21 protein-coding genes and 1 tRNA gene are annotated in these 19527 nt (G+C 58.5%); 14 read left to right on the forward strand and 8 right to left on the reverse strand.

Features of this window, described 5'->3' with window-relative positions; translation table 11 throughout:
• The first annotated feature begins 1 nt into the window (after position 1).
• From recO to HUO14_RS06030, 5 genes are read left to right on the forward strand one after another with little or no spacing between them, the layout of a single operon-like run.
• Positions 2–736 (forward strand): DNA repair protein RecO, encoded by a 735-nt coding sequence (gene recO, locus HUO14_RS06010; protein WP_176278982.1) that lies wholly within the window; start codon positions 2–4, stop codon positions 734–736.
• Between the two features lie 47 nt (positions 737–783).
• Positions 784–1836, forward strand: coding sequence for a 3-isopropylmalate dehydrogenase (leuB, locus tag HUO14_RS06015; RefSeq protein WP_176278983.1), 1053 nt, complete (start codon positions 784–786; stop codon positions 1834–1836).
• 9 nt (positions 1837–1845) lie between these two features.
• Complete coding sequence (locus HUO14_RS06020) at positions 1846–3054, forward strand: trans-sulfuration enzyme family protein (RefSeq protein ID WP_176278984.1); 1209 nt, start codon at positions 1846–1848, stop codon at positions 3052–3054.
• A 15-nt stretch (positions 3055–3069) separates the two neighbouring features.
• Entirely contained in the window at positions 3070–3468 is a 399-nt protein-coding gene (gene apaG, locus HUO14_RS06025; RefSeq protein WP_176279505.1) for a Co2+/Mg2+ efflux protein ApaG, read from the forward strand.
• A complete protein-coding gene (locus tag HUO14_RS06030) occupies positions 3465–4262 on the forward strand; it encodes a LysR family transcriptional regulator (RefSeq protein ID WP_176278985.1) in 798 nt (265 codons plus the stop codon). Before apaG ends, HUO14_RS06030 begins: the two co-directional genes overlap by 4 nt.
• Before the next feature lie 17 nt (positions 4263–4279).
• Here HUO14_RS06030 and HUO14_RS06035 read toward each other — a convergent pair whose 3' ends face one another.
• The 3 genes from HUO14_RS06035 to HUO14_RS06045 all read right to left on the reverse strand — a co-directional run bounded on the left by HUO14_RS06035 (position 4280) and on the right by HUO14_RS06045 (position 8374).
• Positions 4280–5587 carry a serine hydrolase gene (locus tag HUO14_RS06035; RefSeq protein WP_176278986.1) on the reverse strand — a complete coding sequence of 436 codons (1308 nt, stop codon included), beginning with the start codon at positions 5585–5587 and terminating at the stop codon, positions 4280–4282.
• A gap of 27 nt (positions 5588–5614) precedes the next feature.
• A complete protein-coding gene (gene parE / locus HUO14_RS06040) occupies positions 5615–7603 on the reverse strand; it encodes a DNA topoisomerase IV subunit B (RefSeq protein WP_176278987.1) in 1989 nt (662 codons plus the stop codon).
• A 96-nt stretch (positions 7604–7699) separates the two neighbouring features.
• Positions 7700–8374 carry a GcrA family cell cycle regulator gene (locus HUO14_RS06045; RefSeq protein WP_176278988.1) on the reverse strand — a complete coding sequence of 225 codons (675 nt, stop codon included), beginning with the start codon at positions 8372–8374 and terminating at the stop codon, positions 7700–7702.
• Positions 8375–8547: 173 nt separating this feature from the next.
• On the opposite strand from HUO14_RS06045, the gene HUO14_RS06050 reads away from it, so the two are divergent.
• The gene (locus HUO14_RS06050) at positions 8548–9375 is read left to right on the forward strand and encodes an ABC transporter permease (protein WP_246255343.1); all 828 of its coding nucleotides are present in this window, start codon (positions 8548–8550) and stop codon (positions 9373–9375) included.
• Between the two features lie 19 nt (positions 9376–9394).
• On the opposite strand, the gene hspQ is transcribed toward HUO14_RS06050, so the two are convergent.
• Entirely contained in the window at positions 9395–9775 is a 381-nt protein-coding gene (hspQ, locus tag HUO14_RS06055) for a heat shock protein HspQ (protein ID WP_176279506.1), read from the reverse strand.
• A gap of 221 nt (positions 9776–9996) precedes the next feature.
• Between hspQ and HUO14_RS06060 the strand changes: the two genes are divergently transcribed.
• Entirely contained in the window at positions 9997–10170 is a 174-nt protein-coding gene (locus HUO14_RS06060; RefSeq protein ID WP_176278990.1) for a hypothetical protein, read from the forward strand.
• A gap of 5 nt (positions 10171–10175) precedes the next feature.
• Here HUO14_RS06060 and HUO14_RS06065 read toward each other — a convergent pair whose 3' ends face one another.
• A complete protein-coding gene (locus HUO14_RS06065; protein WP_176278991.1) occupies positions 10176–10679 on the reverse strand; it encodes a helix-turn-helix domain-containing protein in 504 nt (167 codons plus the stop codon).
• 262 nt (positions 10680–10941) lie between these two features.
• Here HUO14_RS06065 and HUO14_RS06070 point away from each other — a divergent pair, with 262 nt between their 5' ends.
• Complete coding sequence (locus HUO14_RS06070) at positions 10942–11880, forward strand: LysR family transcriptional regulator (RefSeq protein ID WP_281365380.1); 939 nt, start codon at positions 10942–10944, stop codon at positions 11878–11880.
• A gap of 368 nt (positions 11881–12248) precedes the next feature.
• Here the strand turns inward: HUO14_RS06070 and HUO14_RS06075 are convergent.
• A tRNA-Ser gene (locus HUO14_RS06075) sits at positions 12249–12338 on the reverse strand.
• A 263-nt stretch (positions 12339–12601) separates the two neighbouring features.
• On the opposite strand from HUO14_RS06075, the gene HUO14_RS06080 reads away from it, so the two are divergent.
• From HUO14_RS06080 to HUO14_RS06090, 3 genes are all read left to right on the forward strand, one after another.
• A complete protein-coding gene (locus HUO14_RS06080; protein ID WP_176278993.1) occupies positions 12602–13024 on the forward strand; it encodes a hypothetical protein in 423 nt (140 codons plus the stop codon).
• A gap of 102 nt (positions 13025–13126) precedes the next feature.
• Positions 13127–13429 carry a hypothetical protein gene (locus tag HUO14_RS06085; protein WP_176278994.1) on the forward strand — a complete coding sequence of 101 codons (303 nt, stop codon included), beginning with the start codon at positions 13127–13129 and terminating at the stop codon, positions 13427–13429.
• Between the two features lie 158 nt (positions 13430–13587).
• Positions 13588–13914 (forward strand): hypothetical protein, encoded by a 327-nt coding sequence (locus tag HUO14_RS06090; protein WP_176278995.1) that lies wholly within the window; start codon positions 13588–13590, stop codon positions 13912–13914.
• An 84-nt stretch (positions 13915–13998) separates the two neighbouring features.
• Here HUO14_RS06090 and HUO14_RS06095 read toward each other — a convergent pair whose 3' ends face one another.
• Together HUO14_RS06095 and HUO14_RS06100 are read right to left on the reverse strand one after the other, a co-directional pair.
• A complete protein-coding gene (locus tag HUO14_RS06095; RefSeq protein WP_176278996.1) occupies positions 13999–14724 on the reverse strand; it encodes an anti-sigma factor family protein in 726 nt (241 codons plus the stop codon).
• Entirely contained in the window at positions 14721–15209 is a 489-nt protein-coding gene (locus HUO14_RS06100) for an RNA polymerase sigma factor (RefSeq protein WP_176278997.1), read from the reverse strand. The genes HUO14_RS06095 and HUO14_RS06100 overlap by 4 nt, the downstream gene beginning before the upstream one ends.
• A gap of 131 nt (positions 15210–15340) precedes the next feature.
• On the opposite strand from HUO14_RS06100, the gene HUO14_RS06105 reads away from it, so the two are divergent.
• From HUO14_RS06105 to HUO14_RS06115, 3 genes are all read left to right on the forward strand, one after another.
• Positions 15341–16639 (forward strand): S8 family serine peptidase, encoded by a 1299-nt coding sequence (locus tag HUO14_RS06105; RefSeq protein ID WP_176278998.1) that lies wholly within the window; start codon positions 15341–15343, stop codon positions 16637–16639.
• 100 nt (positions 16640–16739) lie between these two features.
• Positions 16740–17600 carry a hypothetical protein gene (locus tag HUO14_RS06110; RefSeq protein WP_176278999.1) on the forward strand — a complete coding sequence of 287 codons (861 nt, stop codon included), beginning with the start codon at positions 16740–16742 and terminating at the stop codon, positions 17598–17600.
• A gap of 209 nt (positions 17601–17809) precedes the next feature.
• Positions 17810–19519: an HAD-IB family hydrolase gene (locus tag HUO14_RS06115; protein WP_246255345.1), complete on the forward strand. Its 1710-nt coding sequence runs from the start codon at positions 17810–17812 to the stop codon at positions 19517–19519.
• Positions 19520–19527 lie beyond the last annotated feature (8 nt).

The following is a 19527-nucleotide window of genomic DNA, read 5'->3' on the forward strand; positions in this document are numbered from 1 at the left end:
ATTGCCCAACCTTCGTACTTTAGCCATCATCTGCTCGGTCCGGTCCCATGGCGAACATGGCGCGGTGGTCCGTTCGCTGACCCCCGAAAACGGGCTGGTCTCCGGCTATGTTCGCGGCGCACACTCCCGGACGATGCGTCCGGTGCTGATCCCGTCCAATATCGTGCAGGCCGATTATCGCGCCCGGACCGAGGATCAATTGGCCTCGATGACGGCGGAATTGCAGATGAGCCGCGGACCGTTTCTAGGCGAGCCCCTGGCCAGCGCGGCGCTGGACTGGGTGACCGCCTTGACCGCGGCGACCTTGCCGGAAGAACATAGCTATCCGCAAATTCATTCCGCCCTGTCGGCCCTGCTGGACGCGATTTGCAGTGCGCCGTCCGCCAAGGGCTGGGCTGCGGCTCTTGTGCGCTATGAGTTGTTGTTGCTCTCGGAACTGGGCTTTGGCCTGGCGCTGGACCGGTGCGCGGTGACCGGTTCGGAAGACGATCTGGTCTATATCAGCCCGAAAAGTGCGACCGCCGTCAGCGCCTTTGCCGGACGGGAATATAAGGAGCGGCTCTTGCCGCTGCCGCCGTTCCTCAAACAGCCACTTTCGCCGGAATGGGATGATATTTTCGACGGCCTCAGGGTCACCGGGTTCTTCCTGAAACGCCATTTTTTCGAAGACCGCCGCAGGGATGTGATGGCGGCGCGAACCGTATTGGTCGATCGCCTGAAAAGGATGGTTGCCTAAGCGCGTGATTCTCGGCAGGAACGGCGCGCTTACAAGAAGGAAATCTCATGCATATTGCGGTACTCGCCGGCGACGGCATTGGTCAGGAAATCATGGTCGAGGCGCTGCGCGTGCTCGGCGCTATGGACTTGCCCAACCTGTGCCTCGATCACGCGGATGTCGGCGGTGTCGCCTATCACAAGCACGGTCATCCCTTGCCACCGGAAACGCTCGAGCTGGTGCAATCGGCCGACGCTGTCCTGTTCGGCGCGGTCGGCGATCCGTCGTGCGACAATCTCGAACGCCATTTGCGCCCCGAACAGGCGGTGCTCGGCCTGCGCAAGCAAATGCAGACCTTTGCCAATTTGCGGCCCGCGAAAATGTTTCCGGGGATGGAGGATGCCTCCGGCCTGAAACCGGAAATCGCCCGCAGCATCGATGTTGTGATCGTCCGCGAACTGAATGGGGACGTCTATTTCGGCGAAAAGGGCATGCGCAAAACCGCCGATGGCCTGCGCGAAGGCTATGATGTCATGTCCTATGACGAGAGCGAAGTCCGGCGGATCGCCCATGTCGCTTTCAAGACCGCCATGGGCCGCGACAAGCGGCTCTGCTCCGTCGACAAGGCCAATGTGCTGGAAACATCGCAATTGTGGCGCGACGTGGTGACCGAGCTGTCGAGCGAATATCCGGAAGTCGAGCTCAGCCATATGTATGTCGACAATGCCGCGATGCAGCTGGTGCGCAACCCGGGCCAGTTTGACGTCGTCGTGACCGGCAATCTGTTCGGCGACATATTGTCCGACCAGGCGAGCATGTGTGTCGGGTCGATTGGCCTGCTCGCCTCGGCCTCTCTTGGCGACGGCACCAAGGGCCTTTACGAGCCGATCCACGGCAGCGCGCCGGATATTGCCGGGCAGGGGATTGCCAATCCTTCGGCGATGATATTATCCGCCGCGATGATGTTGCGGCACAGTTTCGGCATGGACGCCGAGGCTGACCGGATCGAAGCCGCAGTGGCTGCCGTACTGGCACAAGGCGTTCTCGGCCACGATCTTGGCGGCACAGCGTCGACCAGTGAAATCGGCGACGCTATTGTCGCGCAACTGACGGGCGGCTAGGGAAGCGATATGAAAAGAAACACCGGCCAAAACCGCAATGTCACCAAGAACTGGCGTCCGGCTACCCAGGCGATTCGCAGTGGTACGATGCGCAGCGAATTTGGCGAGACATCCGAAGCGCTGTTCCTGACATCCGGTTATAGCTACGACTGCGCCGAAGACGCGGCTGCCCGCTTTGCCGGCGAACAGGACGGCATGACCTACAGCCGCCTGCAAAACCCCACGGTGCGGATGCTGGAAGAGCGGATCGCAATCATGGAGGGCGCAGAGGCGTGCCGGGCCACCGCATCTGGCATGGCCGCCATGACCGCTGCCTTGCTGTGCCAGTTGGAGGCGGGCGATCATGTTGTTGCCAGCCGCGCCCTGTTCGGGTCCTGCCGCTGGCTGACCGACAGTCTGCTGCCCAAATTCGGCATCGAGACCACCGTGATCGACGGCCGCGAGATCGAGAATTGGGAACAGGCGATTACGCCGAAGACCAAGGTTTTCTTTTTCGAAACCCCGGCCAACCCGACCATGGAAGTGATCGACCTGCGCAGCGTCTGTTCGCTGGCGCGGGCCAAGGGTATCGTCAGCGTTGTCGACAATGCCTTCGCCACCAACATGCTCCAGCGGCCAATGGAATATGGCGCCGACGTGGTCGCCTATAGCGCCACCAAGATGATGGACGGGCAGGGACGTGTGCTGGCCGGCGCCGTCTGTGGCACCGAGGAATTTATCGAAGGTCCGCTGCTTGCTTTCATCCGCAACACCGGCCCCACATTGAGTGCGTTTAACGCGTGGGTCGTGCTCAAGGGGCTCGAAACGCTCGACCTGCGTATCCGCCGGCAGAGCGGCAACGCGCTCGAAGTGGGCAAGTTTCTCGAGCAACGGGTCGAGAAAGTCCTGCTTCCGGGCCTGCCCAGTCATCCGCAGCACAATCTGGCAATGAGCCAGATGGAGGCCGCCGGACCGATCTTCTCGCTCTATGTCGGCGGTGGTCGGGCAAGGGCGCATGCTCTGCTCAATGCGTTGAACCTGATCGATATTTCGAACAATATCGGGGATAGCCGTTCGCTGATGTGTCATCCCGCCTCAACCACGCATTACGGGTTGGCAGAGGATTCGAGGCTGGAAATCGGGATTACCGAGGACATGCTGCGGATCAACGTCGGCCTCGAGGATCCGATCGATTTGATCGAAGATCTGGATCAGGCCCTTTCGTCAGTGGGGCTTTGACACTATAACATGCTGATGGAATCATTCTTTCCGTTTGCCGAAACCACCGACGGGGTCACCGTCCGCGTTTCCGTGACCTTCCTGCCCGAGCAATCGGACATAGATAGCAAGCGCTGGTTCTGGGCCTATCATGTCCGGATCGAAAACCACCGCGACACGGCGGTGCAATTGCTGACCAGGCACTGGCGGATCAACGACGAGCGTGGCGGCCTGCAAATGGTCGACGGCGATGGCGTGGTCGGCGAGCAGCCGATTATCCAGCCGGGCAAAGCGCATGACTATGTATCCGGTTGCCCGCTCAATACCCAGCGCGGTTCGATGGAAGGCCATTTTGTCATGGTCGGCAGCACGCCACCGGCCTTCGAAGTCCGTATCCCCCGTTTCGTTCTTGCCGAACCCACGGTCGAGCAATGAAGCGCACCCATTTGCCACTGAACGGGCTGCGCGTGCTCGATGCTGCGGCACGGCACCTGAGCTTCACCAAAGCCGCCGATGAACTGGCGGTAACGCCCGCTGCGGTCGGGCAGCAAATCCGTGCGCTCGAGGACATGCTCGGCGTGGTGATGTTCCGGCGCACGCCCAAAGGTCTCGAGCTGACCGACGAAGCAGCGGCAGGTCTCGATGCGCTCCGCTCCGGTTTCCTGCAATTTGAAGAGGCTGTCCGTGCGATGCAGTCGGGCCAGTCCTCGCACAAGCTGACCATCGCGGCACCGCGTGACTTCACCCAGAAATGGCTGAACGAGAGACTGGCAAGCTTTTCCGCCGACCATCCCGATACCAGCTTCGCGCTGGTCGCGGCGGATGACGAGATCGATTTTACCGAAGCCAATCTCGATGTCGCAATCTGGCTGGGCGACGGGCCGGGACAGCATGAAGGCAAGATGCTGGGCGATACGGTGTTCGTGAAGGTTTCGGCTCCGGGCCAGAAGGGCGGCAACAAGATTGACTGGCCGGGCTGCCCGATTTCCGAAGGCGAGGAAACCCTGATGCGCGTCGCCGATGGCGGTCTTGCGATAGAGGCGGCGGTCAATGGCTTCGGCTATGCCTGGGTTCCCAAAATGCTGGCCCAGCGCGATCTTGCCGCCGGGCGGATCGAGATCATCGGCGAAGACAGCGTTTCGTCGCGCGGCTATTGGCTGATGGCACCGCTCCCGCAATGGCGGCAGCAGAAGGTCAAGGCGCTGGTCGAGGCGCTAGCGGGCGCATAGCCTGGTCTCGCATTCGCCTATTGCTCCGCGAGCAAATTTATCAGGCGTGTGGTCAAGGCCAGCAGCTCGCTCTCCTGCAGCGATTGTTCTTCATTATTCCAGTTGACCGAGACGGCGTATTCTTTTCCCGTCTTTGACCGCAGCAAGAAATTATAGGACAACACCCCGGGTTCCGATCCGCCCTTATAGCCGAAATAGTCCCATTTATCGGCAGCATCCTGACCAATGCCGGGATTGATTGCCAGGATCGCACGGCTTTCAGCGCTCATGTTCCGATGCAGATAGGCGAGCAATCTGACCATGTCGGTGACACTGGCAAACCATTCCAGCTGATCGATATGGCGAGGCTTGCTGGTCAATATGCGCGGATCGATGCTGTCGATTGTCAAAGCGCTATCATATCCCGCCAGCAGATCTTCGCGTTCGGCTGGACCGGCAGCGAGAAACGCTGCTCTCCGGCTCGCGTGTACCGGCATTTTCAGGGCGGAGGCCTGGCGTGTCATCAGAAAGGGGCGCAGTTCTTCAGGCTCGTGATGGCCTGTCGCTTTCACAATCCCGGCCAGTCTGTCCTGGCCGATGACGCGGATCAATGTGTCGGTGGCGCTATTGTCGCTGATCGAGATCATCAGGGTTGCGAGCGTGTGCAGCGTCGCCGGTGACCCGTCGGGCCAGTTCTGGCTGATCCCCGAGGGATGTGATTTCGGGCCCAGTCGCACGACATCGGACCACTGGCGTTCACCGGCCCGCACCGCCCGGTCCAGCTCTGCCAGAATATAGAGTTTTACGCTTGAGGCGATGGCATGGCGCCCGTCGGGATCGAGCGCCGCCAACGGCGGACGGTCGCTGCCGTCCAGTTGCTGCACCAGCACGCCCTGACGGCCCGGCAGCGCGTCGATCGCCGCCATCACCTCGTCGAGCGAATTACCTCCCGCTTCGAACCCCGTCAGGAGCAGACCGGACAAGCGGTGGGGCGGCGCATTTTCAAGATCAATATTGATCGTGCCGATCGACTTTTCGAAGCGGACCTTGATGACCGCGGAATTGGGAGAGCGAGGAGCGATGGACGCGATTTCGAGCGGCTGCCCTTGCTGGGTCACCACTTGCCGGGTGAGCGCGCGAAATTGTTCGGGCGGCACGGCGTTGCGGAAATTCTCGTCAAATGCCTGCTCTTCGATCATCTCGCCTTGCAGCAGGCGCAGCACGTCATTGGCGCGTTGGGAAAGCTGCGGCGAGACGCTTGCCCCGGCCTGCGCGAAAGCCTGTTCCCGTGCAAAGGGGCTCGAACCGAACAGCAGGGCGAGAGCGAAAATATATAGAAGCCGCACCGAAATCTCCCGAAAGCTGCTTCCGGTTTAGGCGTCGATAACCTCTTCATCAAGGCTGGCGGCATTTTGCTGGATGAAGTTGAACCGATGCTCGGGATTCTTGCCCATCAGCCGGTCGACCAGATCCTTGACGCTGGCGCGCTGCTCATATTCCTGCGGCAGGGTCACCTTGAACAGGGACCGGGTTTCGGGGTCCATCGTCGTTTCGCGCAGCTGCGACGGGTTCATTTCGCCAAGACCCTTGAACCGGCTGACATCGACCTTCTTGCCCTTGAACGGACCATTTTCGATTTCCCGACGGGCTGCGTCATCCTGCGCATAGAGGCTCTTGCCGCCTGCGGACAGGCGATAGAGCGGTGGCCGGGCGAGATAGAGATGGCCCTGCCGGACCAGCTCGGGCATTTCCTGGAAGAAAAAGGTCATCAGCAGCGTCGCGATATGGGCGCCGTCGACATCGGCGTCGGTCATGATGATCACCCGCTCGTAGCGCAGATTATCGGGCTGGCAATCCTTGCGCGTGCCGCAGCCGAGCGCGAGGATCAGGTCGGCGATTTCGCTGTTGGCCATGATCTTGGCGTTATTGGCCGAAGCCACGTTGAGAATCTTGCCGCGGATCGGCAGGATCGCCTGGGTCTTGCGTTCGCGGGCCTGCTTGGCAGAACCGCCAGCGCTGTCGCCTTCGACGATGAACAATTCGGTGCCTTCAGGATCGCCGATCGAACAATCGGTCAGTTTGCCGGGCAGACGGACCTTGCGGCCCGAGGTCGCGGTCTTGCGCTTGACCTCGCGTTCGGCCTTGCGCTTCAGACGTTCGTCCATCCTTTCCATGACGAATCCGAGCAAGGCCTTGCCGCGATCCATATTGTCGGTGAGGAAATGGTCGAAATGGTCGCGTATCGCATTTTCGACCAGTTTGGATGCCTCGGGTGAGGTCAGCCGGTCCTTGGTCTGGCTCTGGAATTGCGGATCGCGGATGAACACCGACAGCATCATTTCGCCACCCGAGATGATGTCATCGGCGGTCAGCTGGGATGCCTTCTTGATCTGGACCAGTTCGCCGAAAGCGCGCAATCCCTTGACCAGGGAGTTGCGCAGACCGGTTTCGTGAGTGCCGCCATTGGGCGTCGGAATGGTGTTGCAATACCAGCTGTAGCTGCCGTCGGTCCAGATCGGCCAGGTGATCGCCCATTCGACACGGCCTTGGCTGTCGGGGAAATCCTGATTGCCGGCAAAGAAATCGGTGGTGACGCACTCGCGTCCCGACAATTGCTCGCGCAGATGGTCGGAAAGGCCGCCGGGGAACTGGAACACCGCTTCGGTGGGAACATCGTCGCTGGCCTGGCTCTCGTCGCATTTCCAGCGAATTTCGACGCCGGCGTAAAGATAGGCCTTGGAACGGGCCAGCTTGAACAGCCGCGATGGCTTGAACCGGTTTCCTTCGCCGAAAATCTCGACATCGGGAACAAAGGATATGCTGGTGCCGCGACGGTTGGGTGCTGTACCGACTTCCTCGAGACCGGATGTAGCGAGACCTTGCGAAAAGGTCTGGCGATAGATGGTCTTGTTGCGGGCCACTTCGACGACCGTGTCGGAGGACAGGGCGTTGACGACCGAGACACCGACACCGTGCAGGCCGCCGGATGTCGCATAAGCCTTGTCGGAAAACTTGCCGCCCGAGTGTAGCGTCGTCATGATCACTTCGAGCGCCGATTTTCCTGGAAATTTCGGGTGCGGATCGACCGGAATGCCGCGACCATTGTCGGTCACGGTCAGACGATTGTCGGAATCCAGCGTGATTTCTATCCGGCTGGCATGGCCGGCAACCGCCTCGTCCATACTGTTGTCGATGACTTCGGCAGCAAGATGGTGAAGCGCGCGTTCATCGACGCCGCCGATATACATGCCGGGCCGCTTGCGGACAGGTTCAAGACCTTCCAGAACCTCGATTGCCGAGGCGTCATAGTCACCGGTTTTGGATTGGGTTGGCGGGTTAGAGCCGAACAGATCATCAGACATGTTCGACTCTATAAGAGCGCAAGAGTCACACTGGCAAGCGCCTTATGACCTCGTCTCGCAATCGTTTGAAAAATCACGATATCCCGTGCGTTTCGCCTATCGGACTCGCGGACCGCCAAATGGCAGCGGTGGCGGAGGGCGGCGGGTGCCGCGCGGCAATTGGGCCTGGAACGCGCGACCGCAATGTTCGACGCAATAGGGAAATCCCGGGTTCACTTCTTCGCCGCAGAAATGGAAGTCCGGTTCGCCGGGGTGATTGATCGGCCAGCGGCAGATCTTGTCGCTGAGATCAAGCAGGCTTGTCTTGTCGGCAATTTCGTCGCTCGGCTTGGCCGGAACCAGGCGGCGTGGAGGCGCTGGCGGAATCGGAGCCTGCTGGTCACCGGGACCCTGGCGCAAAAAGCCGCCGGGGCCGACAGAAACGATCTTCGGTCCATCATTCTTGGGCTGACGGGCCTGCTGGGCAGCATGGGTCCGTGCAGCCGGTGTTGGTGGCGGCATTGCACGCCGTGCGACATGTTCTTCCTTGGGCTTGGGAGTCGTCGCGGATTTCGCCGGCGGCTTTTTCGCTTTGGCTGCCGGTTTCGGATCTTTTTTGGCCTTGGGCTTTGCCTTGACCGGAGACGGGCGTGACTTCAGGCCAAGGCGATGCGCCTTGCCGATCACGGCATTACGGCTGACGCCGCCCAGTTCTTCCGCGATCTGGCTGGCAGTCAGGCCTTTTTCCCACATATTCTTCAGCGAATCGATCCGCTCATCTGTCCAAGCCATGCAAAGTCCTAATCTTCTCGAGTTCGGGGGCGATATAGGGATGCCGGGGGCATTATACAACCACGATAATGTGGCGTTCCCGGCGCGAAGGGAGCGCGAAATGGGGTTGTGATTGGAAGAGCGAGCCGATAGGCGGAAGGAATATGCCCGACCAATCCGAAAAAGATCCGAAAATGAAACAACCGTCAAAAGCCATGCACTTCTCGGAGCCGGGCGTGCCGGTCATCCGCGGCGTCAACTGGGGCGGGTTTTCGGCGCTTTACTGGAAAGAGGTCCGGCGGTTTTTCAAGGTCCAGCTGCAGACGGTCTGGGCTCCTTCGATTACCACCCTGATGTTCCTGATCATATTCACCGTAGCCCTCGGGCGCGGTGACCGTACGATATTGGGCGCTCCGTTCGCCGACTTTATCGCGCCGGGCCTGATCTGCATGGGCATGTTGCAAAATGCCTTTGCCAACAGTAGTTTCTCGATGCTGGTCGGCAAGATCCAGGGCACGATTGTCGACTATCTGACCCCGCCATTGTCAGTGGGCGAATTGCTCGCGGCGCTGGTCGGCGCCTCGATGACCAGAGCGGCGCTGGTCGGTTTCGCGGTCTGGCTGGCGATGTTCATCTGGCCCGGTGTCGACGTCGGCGTAACCCATTGGTGGGCGGTGCTGTGGTTCGGAATCATGGGCGCCGCGATGCTGTCCTTCCTCGGCGTGCTGACATCGATCTGGGCGGAAAAATTCGACCATGCCGCCGCGGTCACAAATTTCGTGGTCGCGCCGCTGGCTCTGCTGTCGGGAACCTTTTATTCGATCGACCGCCTGTCGCCGGCCTTTCAGGCGGTGAGCCACATCAATCCGTTCTTCTACGCAATATCCGGGTTCCGTTATGGCTTCCTCGGACAGGCGGATTCCCCGGTCGGACAGGGCGCGCTGATATTGCTGGCGATCAACATCGGCCTGGCAACATTATGCTATTTTCTGTTGAAATCGGGCTGGAAGATCAAGTCCTGACCGCCCGAATGCAGCGGCCCTAGTGCCGGTGGATGCCGTGTAGCAGATATTGACCGCTCTCGGTTGCCTGAAACAGTCTGGCAACGTCGGGATGGCTGATCGGTTCGCCGCTGTCGTCGGGCAACAGATTCTGCTGGCTGACATAGGCGACATAGCTGCTGTCGGTATTTTCAGCGAACAGATGATAAAAAGGCTGGTCTTTCGGCGGCTGCAGATCCTGCGGAATCGCGTCATACCATTCGTCGCTATTGGCGAAAACCGGGTCGATATCATAGATCACGCCGCGAAAATCGAATATCCGATGGCGGACGACATCGCCAATGGCAAAGCGCGCATCGAGGATGTCGGGCGTGTTCGCCGGCAGGGGATTTCCTGACTTGAATGGGTCTAGTGGATGCATGGTCACAATTTAGGCGTTTTGAAATCAGATGCAAGCGTCGCAAGCGCGGCCATGTCCGATGGGACGCATTGCCGAACGGGGATATATTCGCAATCGCCTGTTATCGGTGTGACAGCGCAAGTAGCTGTCGTGATCTTTGTCGCTGCCAGCCGACCGGCTTGTGTAACCAGCCGACAATATCCTCCGAACCAGTGGGGCAGGATCGATTGGAAGAGAATAAAATGGACAGAAACGCCAAAGCTCAGGAGATTGTCGACTCTCTGGGAAAGATATTGGTCGAGTTGGACGAGATGCGCGAGGATATGGTGGCAATAAAAATCGCGGAAGCGATATCCGGTTTGTCAAGTTTCGATCCGGCAAGTCTATCCGTTCAGGAAATCCAGCGCACCGGCTAGCCGCTCTAGATTTTGTCGAGTTCGAGCAGCGTCTTGCGCATGATGGAATGGCCTTCGTCGGTTAGCTGCAGATGGTCGGCTCCCTGGTCTGTAGGGTGCCGTAACCGGACTATATGTCCATTGGTTTCCAGGATATTCACATATCGAACGGCGATTGTTTCGGGAAGGGATATCCGACCGGATATGTCAAGAAGCGACATGCTTTTGCCTTCTTCGGTCGCGATAACCAGCTGGACCAGAATCTTCCAGGCGGTTTCGCCCAGGCCCGCCAATCCATCACCGAGATTTTCTTCCCTGATATGTTGCAGCCGCTCTATCTTTCTGGCCACTGATACCAGTTCGGAAACAGGAATGGTTGGCGTCACATAATTGATCGCCCAGTCGGGGGTTCGCTGCCAATCATTGGCGTTTCCTGTTGAATCCGGGGACTGATATTTGCCCTCACTCTCGTCTCGGTTGGATCCCTTGCGCTTGCGGACGCGTTTATTCTCGTTATTTTTTTTCAACATCTATGCCCATTCATCTGTTGCGCTGATTAACACCGGGGCGGCTTGTCGTTTCACGTTAGTCCTTCGGTTTTATTGAACTCCCGATTCAAATTGCCTAATTTTAATTTTGAATGGAGCTATTTGATTTGGTTATACTCCTGTTAAATCTATGATAATAAGTGAGTATAATCTGATCTCTTCGATCAGAAACAAGGGGCACCTGCGATTTTGCATGCGAGCATTCAGCTTTCGGTAAAATGGGCGCCAAGGAAAATTGGAACATATGCACTTCCGTCAGTTTGATATTAGCATTCAGGATTTACAGGTGTTTTTGGCCGTTTCCGAATGCGCGAGTTTCAGCGGTGCCGCAAAACTGGTGGGTAAATCGCAGCCATCGGTCAGCAGCCGAATCAAAAGACTCGAAGAAAGATTGCAGATTCGATTATTTGTTCGTGATGCCAAATCTGTTCGACTGAGCGAGGAGGGAGAGAAATTTCACGGCGATGCTCTGAAACTGGTCGATGAAATGGCGATGCTGCACGACAAATTTCACCGGAAGAGCGAGAGGCGGAAGTCTGTTGTAAGAGTCTGTTCTCCGATCATGGTCGGATCAGCCCTCGTAACCATTAGCGCCGATCAATTTCAGGAACGTAATCCGGGGATCATGCTCAAGTTTGCAGACGACACACCGGACAATTGTGTTCAGCGCGTTCTTGACGGCAAAAGCGATGTTGCGATTATCCCGATTATCGAGCTGCCGCCAGAAGCCGATTTCAGGCTGGTATTTACCGACCTCTGCAAGGTCATATCATCCTCCGACCATCCGCTCACGCAAAACAAGTCCGCGGACATCGCGGAGATTTTGAAATATCCCATATTATGCCCGAATACGCATATAGAGATCCGCAAAAAACTGCAGCTTGAAGCCGACAAACGGAACATCAAGATTTCATTTGTGGCCGCAGCTTCCGAGGTGACCAATTACATGTCCCTGGTCGCGATGGCCTCGTCCAATCTGGGGGTCGCGATCACCTCGGCCAAATTCATTCCCGAGTCCTTTCAGCAAGGTATCGGCATCACCAGGATCGCCGACTGCAAACTCACGCGTGCTTTCGGACTGGTCACTGCGAAGGGCAAGAACCAGTCGGTAGCGGTGCAGCGCTTTTGCGATTATCTGGCGAATATCGGCTCGCTGATGGAGATTGCCAGAGGTCCGATATAGGGCGTTCTTGTCAGTCGGGGGATAGCGCGTTGTGCCTCAGGATTCTCAAGGTCGAATCTATATTGTGAGAATCCGCTGCGCCCTTGCTCTGCTCGGCCAGAGCCGAGGCCATTCGCAACAAAATTTCCTACATCGGCAATAAACCATCCAACATCGCGGAAAACAACCCCGCCTTGGCCCAAACTTTGACAAACTTTGGCCTGTGCTGACCGCTGACCATCACAGGAGAACCCATTCGCGACACCCGCATTTGTGGGACAGAAAAGAGTCAGGAAGCGCACCGATAAAATTATCGAGATTGGCGGTAGAATGGAGCAATGTGCCGTAAATCATGCCGCGACGGGTTGCGATTATCGCCCGTCTGTCTGTGGAGGTGCGTTAGGGATTCGAACCCTAGATACCATTGCTGGCATACCGCATTTCGAGTGCGGCGCTTTCGACCACTCAGCCAACGCACCTCATAGACGGGGCAGCATCTAGCGATGATAGTCGTGGCCTGCAACCCATATCAGGGCATGAAATTCATTCGTGCCGCCATTCGGGCTTTGGAGCGGGAAAAATGGCTGGTTTTTGCCGTTTGAATTCCCTTTCCGGCAGCGGGTTTCGAAAATCGTCCGGTCATGATTTTTCGCCGGGCGGCGCGGAATCTCTCTTGAATTCCGGTCGCGTCGGGTGCAATTCGAATTCCTGCCCGTGACCGTGTGAGTGAGAGTTTTCGGATTTGTCCAATTTTGTCCTGGAGACGGCCCATCGGGGGCATCCGCACTGGATGATCAGGCTGTTGATGAGCGGCCTACTGGTCATTGCGAGCTTGTCGCTCGCTGCGCAGCAGCCCGGTTCCGGCGCGCACGGCTCGGAAGCAGGCGATAGCCAGTTCCTGCTGGCAGCCACTTCAGGCTCCGCTCCAGTCGTCATCGGGAAAACTTCCCGGACCATACAGCTTGCTCGTAAGCAGGTCGGCAAGGACGGCGGTCCCGACGAGCCTTCCGAAATACCCGCAATTGGCTATTTTCCGATTTCGGCCAACGCGAGCGGACGGGCCGCCCGCTCCGCACATTCCGGCTATGAACCGGAGCATATTTTGTTCCGGAGCGGAACCCGCTCCATATCGCCACGCGCGCCGCCGACGCATGTTTCAGTCTAGAAAATAACCGGGCTCGAACGAGCCTCCTGACAACTCACTCGACAGCCTGCTTTTGCAGAATGCTGGCGATGACTGAAATTGAAATGCACTGACATGAACGAAATGACCAATAAGACCGCCGTGGGATCGGCGGATAGCGGGCGTCTGTATGTAGAGGACTTGCTGTCACGATATCCTGCGATAACCGATGCTGAAAAGCTGGCGATACTCGACTTCCTGAATAAATCATCCGCCCTCGATAGCGCGCTGCTGACCTGTAACGAGGCGATCGCGGAGAATCTGAAAGCGTTCAGGCAGGACAACCGCAAACAGCTCGGCTTCACGCCGGTAAACTGGCTGATTATGGCCTCCATTCTGGTTTCTGTCGCGTTCGCGATCTATTATATGTGGGACGCCGGAACCTAGAGGAGGGTTGAACTGCGGTAGCCACAGGGCAGGCGGGGCCTGTCCTGTGGCTACTGGCCGCGCCAAAACGGGAAAAGAGCCAAAAATCGAATTTATCGGGATGAAATAGCGGGGCTGAATCGTTCTCTTGCCATCAACCCAAGCAAGGAGACATGACAATGCGTATTTCATCACTGTTCTTAGGTCTGGCCGCCGTGGCCGCTACAACCGTTCCCGCGGCAGCCCATGTCGGCGAAGCAGAACATCCCGTGGTCCGGTCCGAACCGATCGCGGGTTTCTACAACCGGTTCTGGTATAATTATCTGACCGACGTTCTGGAGGCCGACAAGGAGCTGAAAAGCGACCTGCGCCGCGCGACGGACGAGGAAGACAAGCGCGATGCCTGGGAAGAATATAGGCACGAGCTGGTCGACGCCGACAAGGATTATGTCGAGGAAATGCGGGACCGCAATTACCGCGTTGGCCGGGTCACCATCGGCAATTAGGTAATTTCTCGGGAACGAAAGAAAGGCGGGATATTCTCCCGCCTTTTTTATGTCTCCTCTATCGGTCAGTCGTGGCCCGGAACACTATTTCCAGCCCGATTCCAGCAACTGGCGTTCGGTGTCGGCGTCGACTGGCTGATCCGCCATCATCTCTGCGGCGACAGCATTGATCTCGCTGCTGGATGCCTGCCGATAGTCGCCCTGAGTCCCGCCGGGCAGGGTGCTGTGCATCTTCCACTGCTGTCCCTCGCGACAGCCGATGCCCGAGACCGCTTCGCCGCTGAAGCTGCGGCAGATATTGCCGCCCTTGGCGCGGAAGGTCATGCCGATGCGATAATCGCTGTCATCACCTTGCGCCGAGGCGAGCCGGGTTTCGAGCGCGTCCTCGAGCGGTCCACTGGCGACCAGCGCGCCGCCTTGCTCGACAAAGGGAGCGTCCGATCCGCCGCCCAGTCCATATTGACCGACCACGATACCCAAAGCCAGGGTCGCTGCCATAGCGCCCCATTGAGCGATGCCCATGCTGCGGCGTCGTTGCTTGCCGAGGTCCTTGTCGGCTTTCCGCGCGCCAAAGCTGCTATCGACGCTGGACGCAGCAGAGGCGGTCAGCATCGCGGTCAGGCGGTCGGGAACCGCTTCTTCGACCACGGGATCATAATGGGCGGACAGCTTGTTGCACAGCGCTTGCGCCTGTTCGATCCGCTTGGCCAGCGCTGCGTCGGTCTCGATCGCCTTCTCTATGCGCTTGACGGTCACGGCATCGCATTCGCCATCGACATAGGCCATGATCGTTGCTTCATCAAAACTCATGCCGCTTCTCCAAGTTCGCGTTGCAGGGCTTCGCGGCCCCGCACCAGGCGGGAGGTCAATGTTCCTATCGGGATGTCGAGCAGGGCCGCTGCTTCCTTGTAGGCAAAGCCCTCGACCAGAACGAGAGACACTGCCTCGCGCTGCTCGACCGGCAGGCGATCCATCGCGCGGTCGACGTCAGTCAATTCCATTCGGCTTTCCATCCGGCGGTGATCGTCTCCGGCCACATTTTCCATCGCGTCATCATCATTGGCCACATGTTCGCGGCGGCCTGCGGCGCGTACCGTATCAATCCATATATTGCGGGTAATTCTGTACATCCAGCTATCCAGTCTTGTTCCAACCTGCCACTGGTCGCGCTTGTTGAGAGCGCGCTCAAGGGCCATCTGACACAGGTCATCTGCGTCATTGATATCGCGCGTCAGGCTGCGGGCAAAGCGTCGCAGTCGCGGGAGTAGCTCCAGCAGATCCTGTTCAAAGGCCATTCAGCGCTGATATCCTTTATTCACTGTCTGTGGATGAAACGACGGACCTGGTGCGTTTAATCCACGAATGCGAAAATAAATGCAATCGTCTTGGGATTGCCAAACCGCAAACGGTGGATAAGGAAGCAGATATGAGAAGCACAGCCAAATGGGTCGCCGCGACATTGTTGCTGCTTACGCCCGCCGCTGCCTTGCCGCAGCTGGCCTTGCCGGGTGTCGGGCCTGCGTTGCCGGTTCCCGACCGTTCGTTGCGCGATCTCGCCGAGCCACTGATTGATCCGGTGAACGGCGTGGTGGACAGCGGAATATTCGACCGTTTGAGCAAGTCTGAACTCGGGACATTGCTTAAGCGGCTGCGGACTGGCCGGGTCAACCAGTTCCTGCGGCAGAACCGCGACTATGTAGAACGCGACCGCAACGGTGATCCTGCGGTTCGCGGTGTGCTGATCGCCACCGGCATATCCGCTGCATCTCTCGAACTTGCCCGCAATGAGGGTTTTCAGATATTGGAGCGCGCCGAAATCGAGGGTCTCGACCTCAGCTATGTGAAATTCGCAACCCGGCCGGGCAAGCAGCTCAAGTCGGAAGAGAAACGGCTGCAAAAGCTTGCACGCGAAGCAGAGGTCAGCGCCGACAATATCTATTTCACCAGCACTGCGGTCACGATGGCGGTCAGCTCCGCAACACTGGCCAGTGGTAAGGCGGCGGCCGGAGCAATGGGGCTGATCGATGGTGGCGTCGCCCGTCATAGCGCGATTGCCATGCCCGTGGAGCAGCGCGGCTTTGCCAGAGGGGGGGCTGTGGCAAGCAGTCACGGTACCGCGATAGCCTCGCTCATCTCCGGAAGCCTCGGGTCCCGTTCCCGGGGCCTGCTCGCCGCCGATATCTATGGCAGCGATCCGGCTGGTGGCAATGCAACCGCTATTGCTCGCGCGCTGGGCTGGATGGCGCAACGGGATGTGCCGGTGGTGACGATCAGTCTGGTTGGCCCGAACAATGGCCTGCTCGGTCGCGCGGTCAAGGCGGCGCAGCAGAAAGGCATGCTGGTCGTTGCCGCAGTCGGGAATGACGGGCCCGCCGCGCCGGCCCGCTATCCGGCAGCCTATAAGGGGGTGATCGGAGTGACTGGCGTCGATCACCGCGAGCGCGCGTTACCGGAAGCCGGCAGCGCAACGCCGATCGATTTCGCCGCACCCGGTACAGGGATAAAAGGCGCATCGCCCGACGGCAATCTGGTCCCGCTGCGTGGAACCTCTTTTGCCGCGCCGCTGGTAGCCGCGCGTCTGCTCTCTCATTATCCCGCCGCGAATATCGGCAAGATCGACGCGGCGGTCAGAGGCTTGATCCGCGAAGCAAAGGACCTCGGGAAAAAGGGCGCGGATAAAGTCTATGGCCATGGCCTGGTCTGCGGAAATTGTGGGCTCCGCTAGTTTTATTCAAAATGATTTGCGGATCATGGATTAAATCCGGAAGCCGCATCGTTCTCCATACAGACGGCGAAAATATCATCGTCCTGCAAGGAGAAAGAACATGAAGAAACTTATTATCAGCACAATGACTCTCGCATTGATCACTGCAGCACCAGCCTCGGCACAATTGCTCGGCGGCAGCGGCGGACTGGGTGGTGGCCTCGGTGGCGGACTTGGCGGCTCCATGGGCAGCACGCTAGGTACCGATACGATCGGCCGGACGACCGGCACACTCACCGGCAATGGCGACGTCACCAGCTCGACCCGGATCGACCGTTCGGTCGATACCCGCTCCGGTCAGGTCGCTGCCGATACCGACAGCAGCTCAAGCGCCAATGGTTCGTTGATCGGTGCTGCCGATCTACCCACCAGTGCAGTTGCTGGTTCGGCTGACGGCTCCGCTTCGGGTTCTGCCAATGGCAGCGCGAACGCCAGCCTGATCGGAACCGACGCGGTTCGCTCGACCACCGGTCAGCTGGTTGGCACCGCTCGCAACGCGGCAGGCAGCGCAAAGTCGGCCGCAGGTGGCGTCGCATCAGGCGCGGCTAACCGTGCATCGGGCCTCGGTTCGATCACCGGCAGCGCGGCTGGCAGCGGGAACGGCATGGCAATGGGCAACCTCGGTCAGCTCGCCGCTTCGGGAAGCTCGGCCGCCAATGCCGGTGGAATGTTCGCGGTAGCGCCGGGCATGCCGATTGAAGACCCCAAAGGACGGGTGGTCGGCTATGTTCAGTCGGTCAAGCAGTCGGGCGGCGGCGTCGTGCAATCCGTGATTGTCGAAAGCGGCAACCGCACCGCAGAATTGCCAGCTGCCAATTTCGCGGGATCCGGTGATGTTCTGGTCACGGGCATGACAAAGGGCGAAGTGAAAAAAATGTCGAAAGAGCAAGCCCGCGCACCCGAGGGTGACGCAGGCCAATAAGCCACTCGTGGAACTGGCGGCGTTGATCTAGTCGCGTAACCCCCGATCATCGCCCGGTTTCACCCAAGAGGCGCGCTGGAACATTATCCAGCGCGCCTTTTTGTTTGTCCGGATCGTTCCCGCGCTGCGTGAATCAAACTTATCTCCAATATTCGCTGGGAAATTGTCCGGTTTTTTGGCACGATGGCATTTAAGCGAAGGACGTTTGAATGACCGGAAACAAAATGACCGAATATCAATCCCATTTGCAAGACGTTCTAGACGCTCCGGAAGGCCCGCATATCGGGGCTCTGTTTGATTTCGACGGCACCATCATCGCCGGCTATTCGGCGACATCGATGTTGTGGGAAAAAATCAGGCGAGGGGAAATGACCGCCGAACAGCTGGTCGAAACGATCAACGTGATGGCGCAATATAGCACCGGAAATATGGGTTTTTCCGGGCTGATGACCGGTGCGGCGAAGTTCATGAAAGGCGTGACCGAGGAAAGCTATTTCGAATTTGGCGAGGAGCTTTACGAAAAATATATCGCGCGAAAGGTCTATCCCGAGGCGCGGGCCCTGATCGAGGCGCATCGTGCCAAGGGTCACACCATTGCCATCATATCTTCCGCGACGATCTACCAGATCGAACCGACCGCTCGCGATCTCGATATCGAGCATGTTCTTTGCTCGCAATATGAAGTCAAAAATGGCGAGTTCACCGGCGATATCATCCGGCCATTATGCTTCGGCGAAGGCAAGGTTATCGCGGCAGAAAATCTGGCCGCAGATTTTGGTCTGGATCTCGACAACAGCTATTTCTATTCGGACAGCTATGATGACATCGAACTGCTTGAACGGGTTGGCAAGCCGCGGCCATTGAACCCCAATGGCAAGTTGCGCGAGGCGGCGCAGAAAAATGGCTGGCCGCTCGAGAAATATGACAGCCGCGGGCAGGGCAAGCCGGTCGATTATGTCCGGACCATATACGCTACCGGCTCGCTGATCGGTTCTGCCATTGCTTCGTTGCCGATCTGGGCGCTGACGGGGTCGCAGCGCGAGGCGATGAACTTTTCGACCGGTCTTTTTGGTGATCTGGCAACCGCGCTGACCGGCTGCGAGCTGGAAGTGACCGGCGAAGAAAATCTGTGGACTTCGCGTCCCTGTATCTTTGTCTTCAACCATCAGAGCAAAGCGGACGTGATGATCCTCGCCAAGCTGATCCGCAAGGACATGGGCGGGGTGGCAAAAAAGGAAGTGCGCGATACGCCGGTGATCGGCAAGCTGATGGAGCTGGCCGGTACGGTCTTCGTTGACCGCGCCAATGCGGGGAGCGCGATCAAGGCGATGGCGCCACTGATCGATGCGGTAAAGATCGATGGCAAGTCGATTGTTATCGCGCCGGAAGGCACACGAACCCTGTCGCCGAAACTCGGCCCTTTCAAAAAGGGTGCTTTTCACATGGCGATCCAGGCAGGCGTGCCGATGGTACCGATCGTCATCCACAATGCTGGCGATGTTGCGCCCAAGAACGAATTTCTGATGCGCCCCGCGAAAGTCAGGGTTGATATCCTGCCTGCCGTAGATACCAGCAAATGGTCGACCCGGACGATGACCAAGCATGTTGCCGAGGTGCGCGGGATGTTTCTCGAGGCGCTCGGTCAGGCGGAGGAAGAAGAAGCCCTCGCTGCGCTGGTCGAAGAGGACGCGGAGGCGGTCAAAAAGCCGGTCGCATCGAAACGTCCCCGCAAACCATCTGCCGCCGGCAAGAAGTCGGCGCCGGTGAAAATCACGACGCCCAGCAAGACTACCGCGCGGAAAACCGGCGTTAAAAAAGCGGCGACGAAGAAACCCGTTGCCAAAAAGCCGGCAAGTCGATCTACGAGACCGAAGAAGCCGACCGCGGAAACGCCGAAAAAAGTACAAGCGGCCGAATAGGCTAAAAG

Source organism: Parasphingorhabdus flavimaris, assembly GCF_013371215.1.
GTDB lineage: Bacteria > Pseudomonadota > Alphaproteobacteria > Sphingomonadales > Sphingomonadaceae > Parasphingorhabdus > Parasphingorhabdus flavimaris.

Coding starts and splice junctions, on each gene's coding strand:
- leuB (WP_176278983.1), top strand. CDS start 784: ATGCATATTGCGGTACTCGCCGGCGACGGCATTGGTCAGGAAATCATG.
- parE (WP_176278987.1), bottom strand. CDS start 7,603: ATGTCTGATGATCTGTTCGGCTCTAACCCGCCAACCCAATCCAAAACC.
- HUO14_RS06105 (WP_176278998.1), top strand. CDS start 15,341: ATGAGAAGCACAGCCAAATGGGTCGCCGCGACATTGTTGCTGCTTACG.
- apaG (WP_176279505.1), top strand. CDS start 3,070: ATGGAATCATTCTTTCCGTTTGCCGAAACCACCGACGGGGTCACCGTC.
- HUO14_RS06095 (WP_176278996.1), bottom strand. CDS start 14,724: ATGAGTTTTGATGAAGCAACGATCATGGCCTATGTCGATGGCGAATGC.
- HUO14_RS06020 (WP_176278984.1), top strand. CDS start 1,846: ATGAAAAGAAACACCGGCCAAAACCGCAATGTCACCAAGAACTGGCGT.
- HUO14_RS06065 (WP_176278991.1), bottom strand. CDS start 10,679: ATGTTGAAAAAAAATAACGAGAATAAACGCGTCCGCAAGCGCAAGGGA.
- HUO14_RS06070 (WP_281365380.1), top strand. CDS start 10,942: ATGCACTTCCGTCAGTTTGATATTAGCATTCAGGATTTACAGGTGTTT.
- HUO14_RS06050 (WP_246255343.1), top strand. CDS start 8,548: ATGAAACAACCGTCAAAAGCCATGCACTTCTCGGAGCCGGGCGTGCCG.
- HUO14_RS06110 (WP_176278999.1), top strand. CDS start 16,740: ATGAAGAAACTTATTATCAGCACAATGACTCTCGCATTGATCACTGCA.
- HUO14_RS06030 (WP_176278985.1), top strand. CDS start 3,465: ATGAAGCGCACCCATTTGCCACTGAACGGGCTGCGCGTGCTCGATGCT.
- HUO14_RS06090 (WP_176278995.1), top strand. CDS start 13,588: ATGCGTATTTCATCACTGTTCTTAGGTCTGGCCGCCGTGGCCGCTACA.
- HUO14_RS06115 (WP_246255345.1), top strand. CDS start 17,810: ATGACCGGAAACAAAATGACCGAATATCAATCCCATTTGCAAGACGTT.
- HUO14_RS06060 (WP_176278990.1), top strand. CDS start 9,997: ATGGACAGAAACGCCAAAGCTCAGGAGATTGTCGACTCTCTGGGAAAG.
- HUO14_RS06085 (WP_176278994.1), top strand. CDS start 13,127: ATGACCAATAAGACCGCCGTGGGATCGGCGGATAGCGGGCGTCTGTAT.
- hspQ (WP_176279506.1), bottom strand. CDS start 9,775: ATGCATCCACTAGACCCATTCAAGTCAGGAAATCCCCTGCCGGCGAAC.
- HUO14_RS06045 (WP_176278988.1), bottom strand. CDS start 8,374: ATGGCTTGGACAGATGAGCGGATCGATTCGCTGAAGAATATGTGGGAA.
- HUO14_RS06100 (WP_176278997.1), bottom strand. CDS start 15,209: ATGGCCTTTGAACAGGATCTGCTGGAGCTACTCCCGCGACTGCGACGC.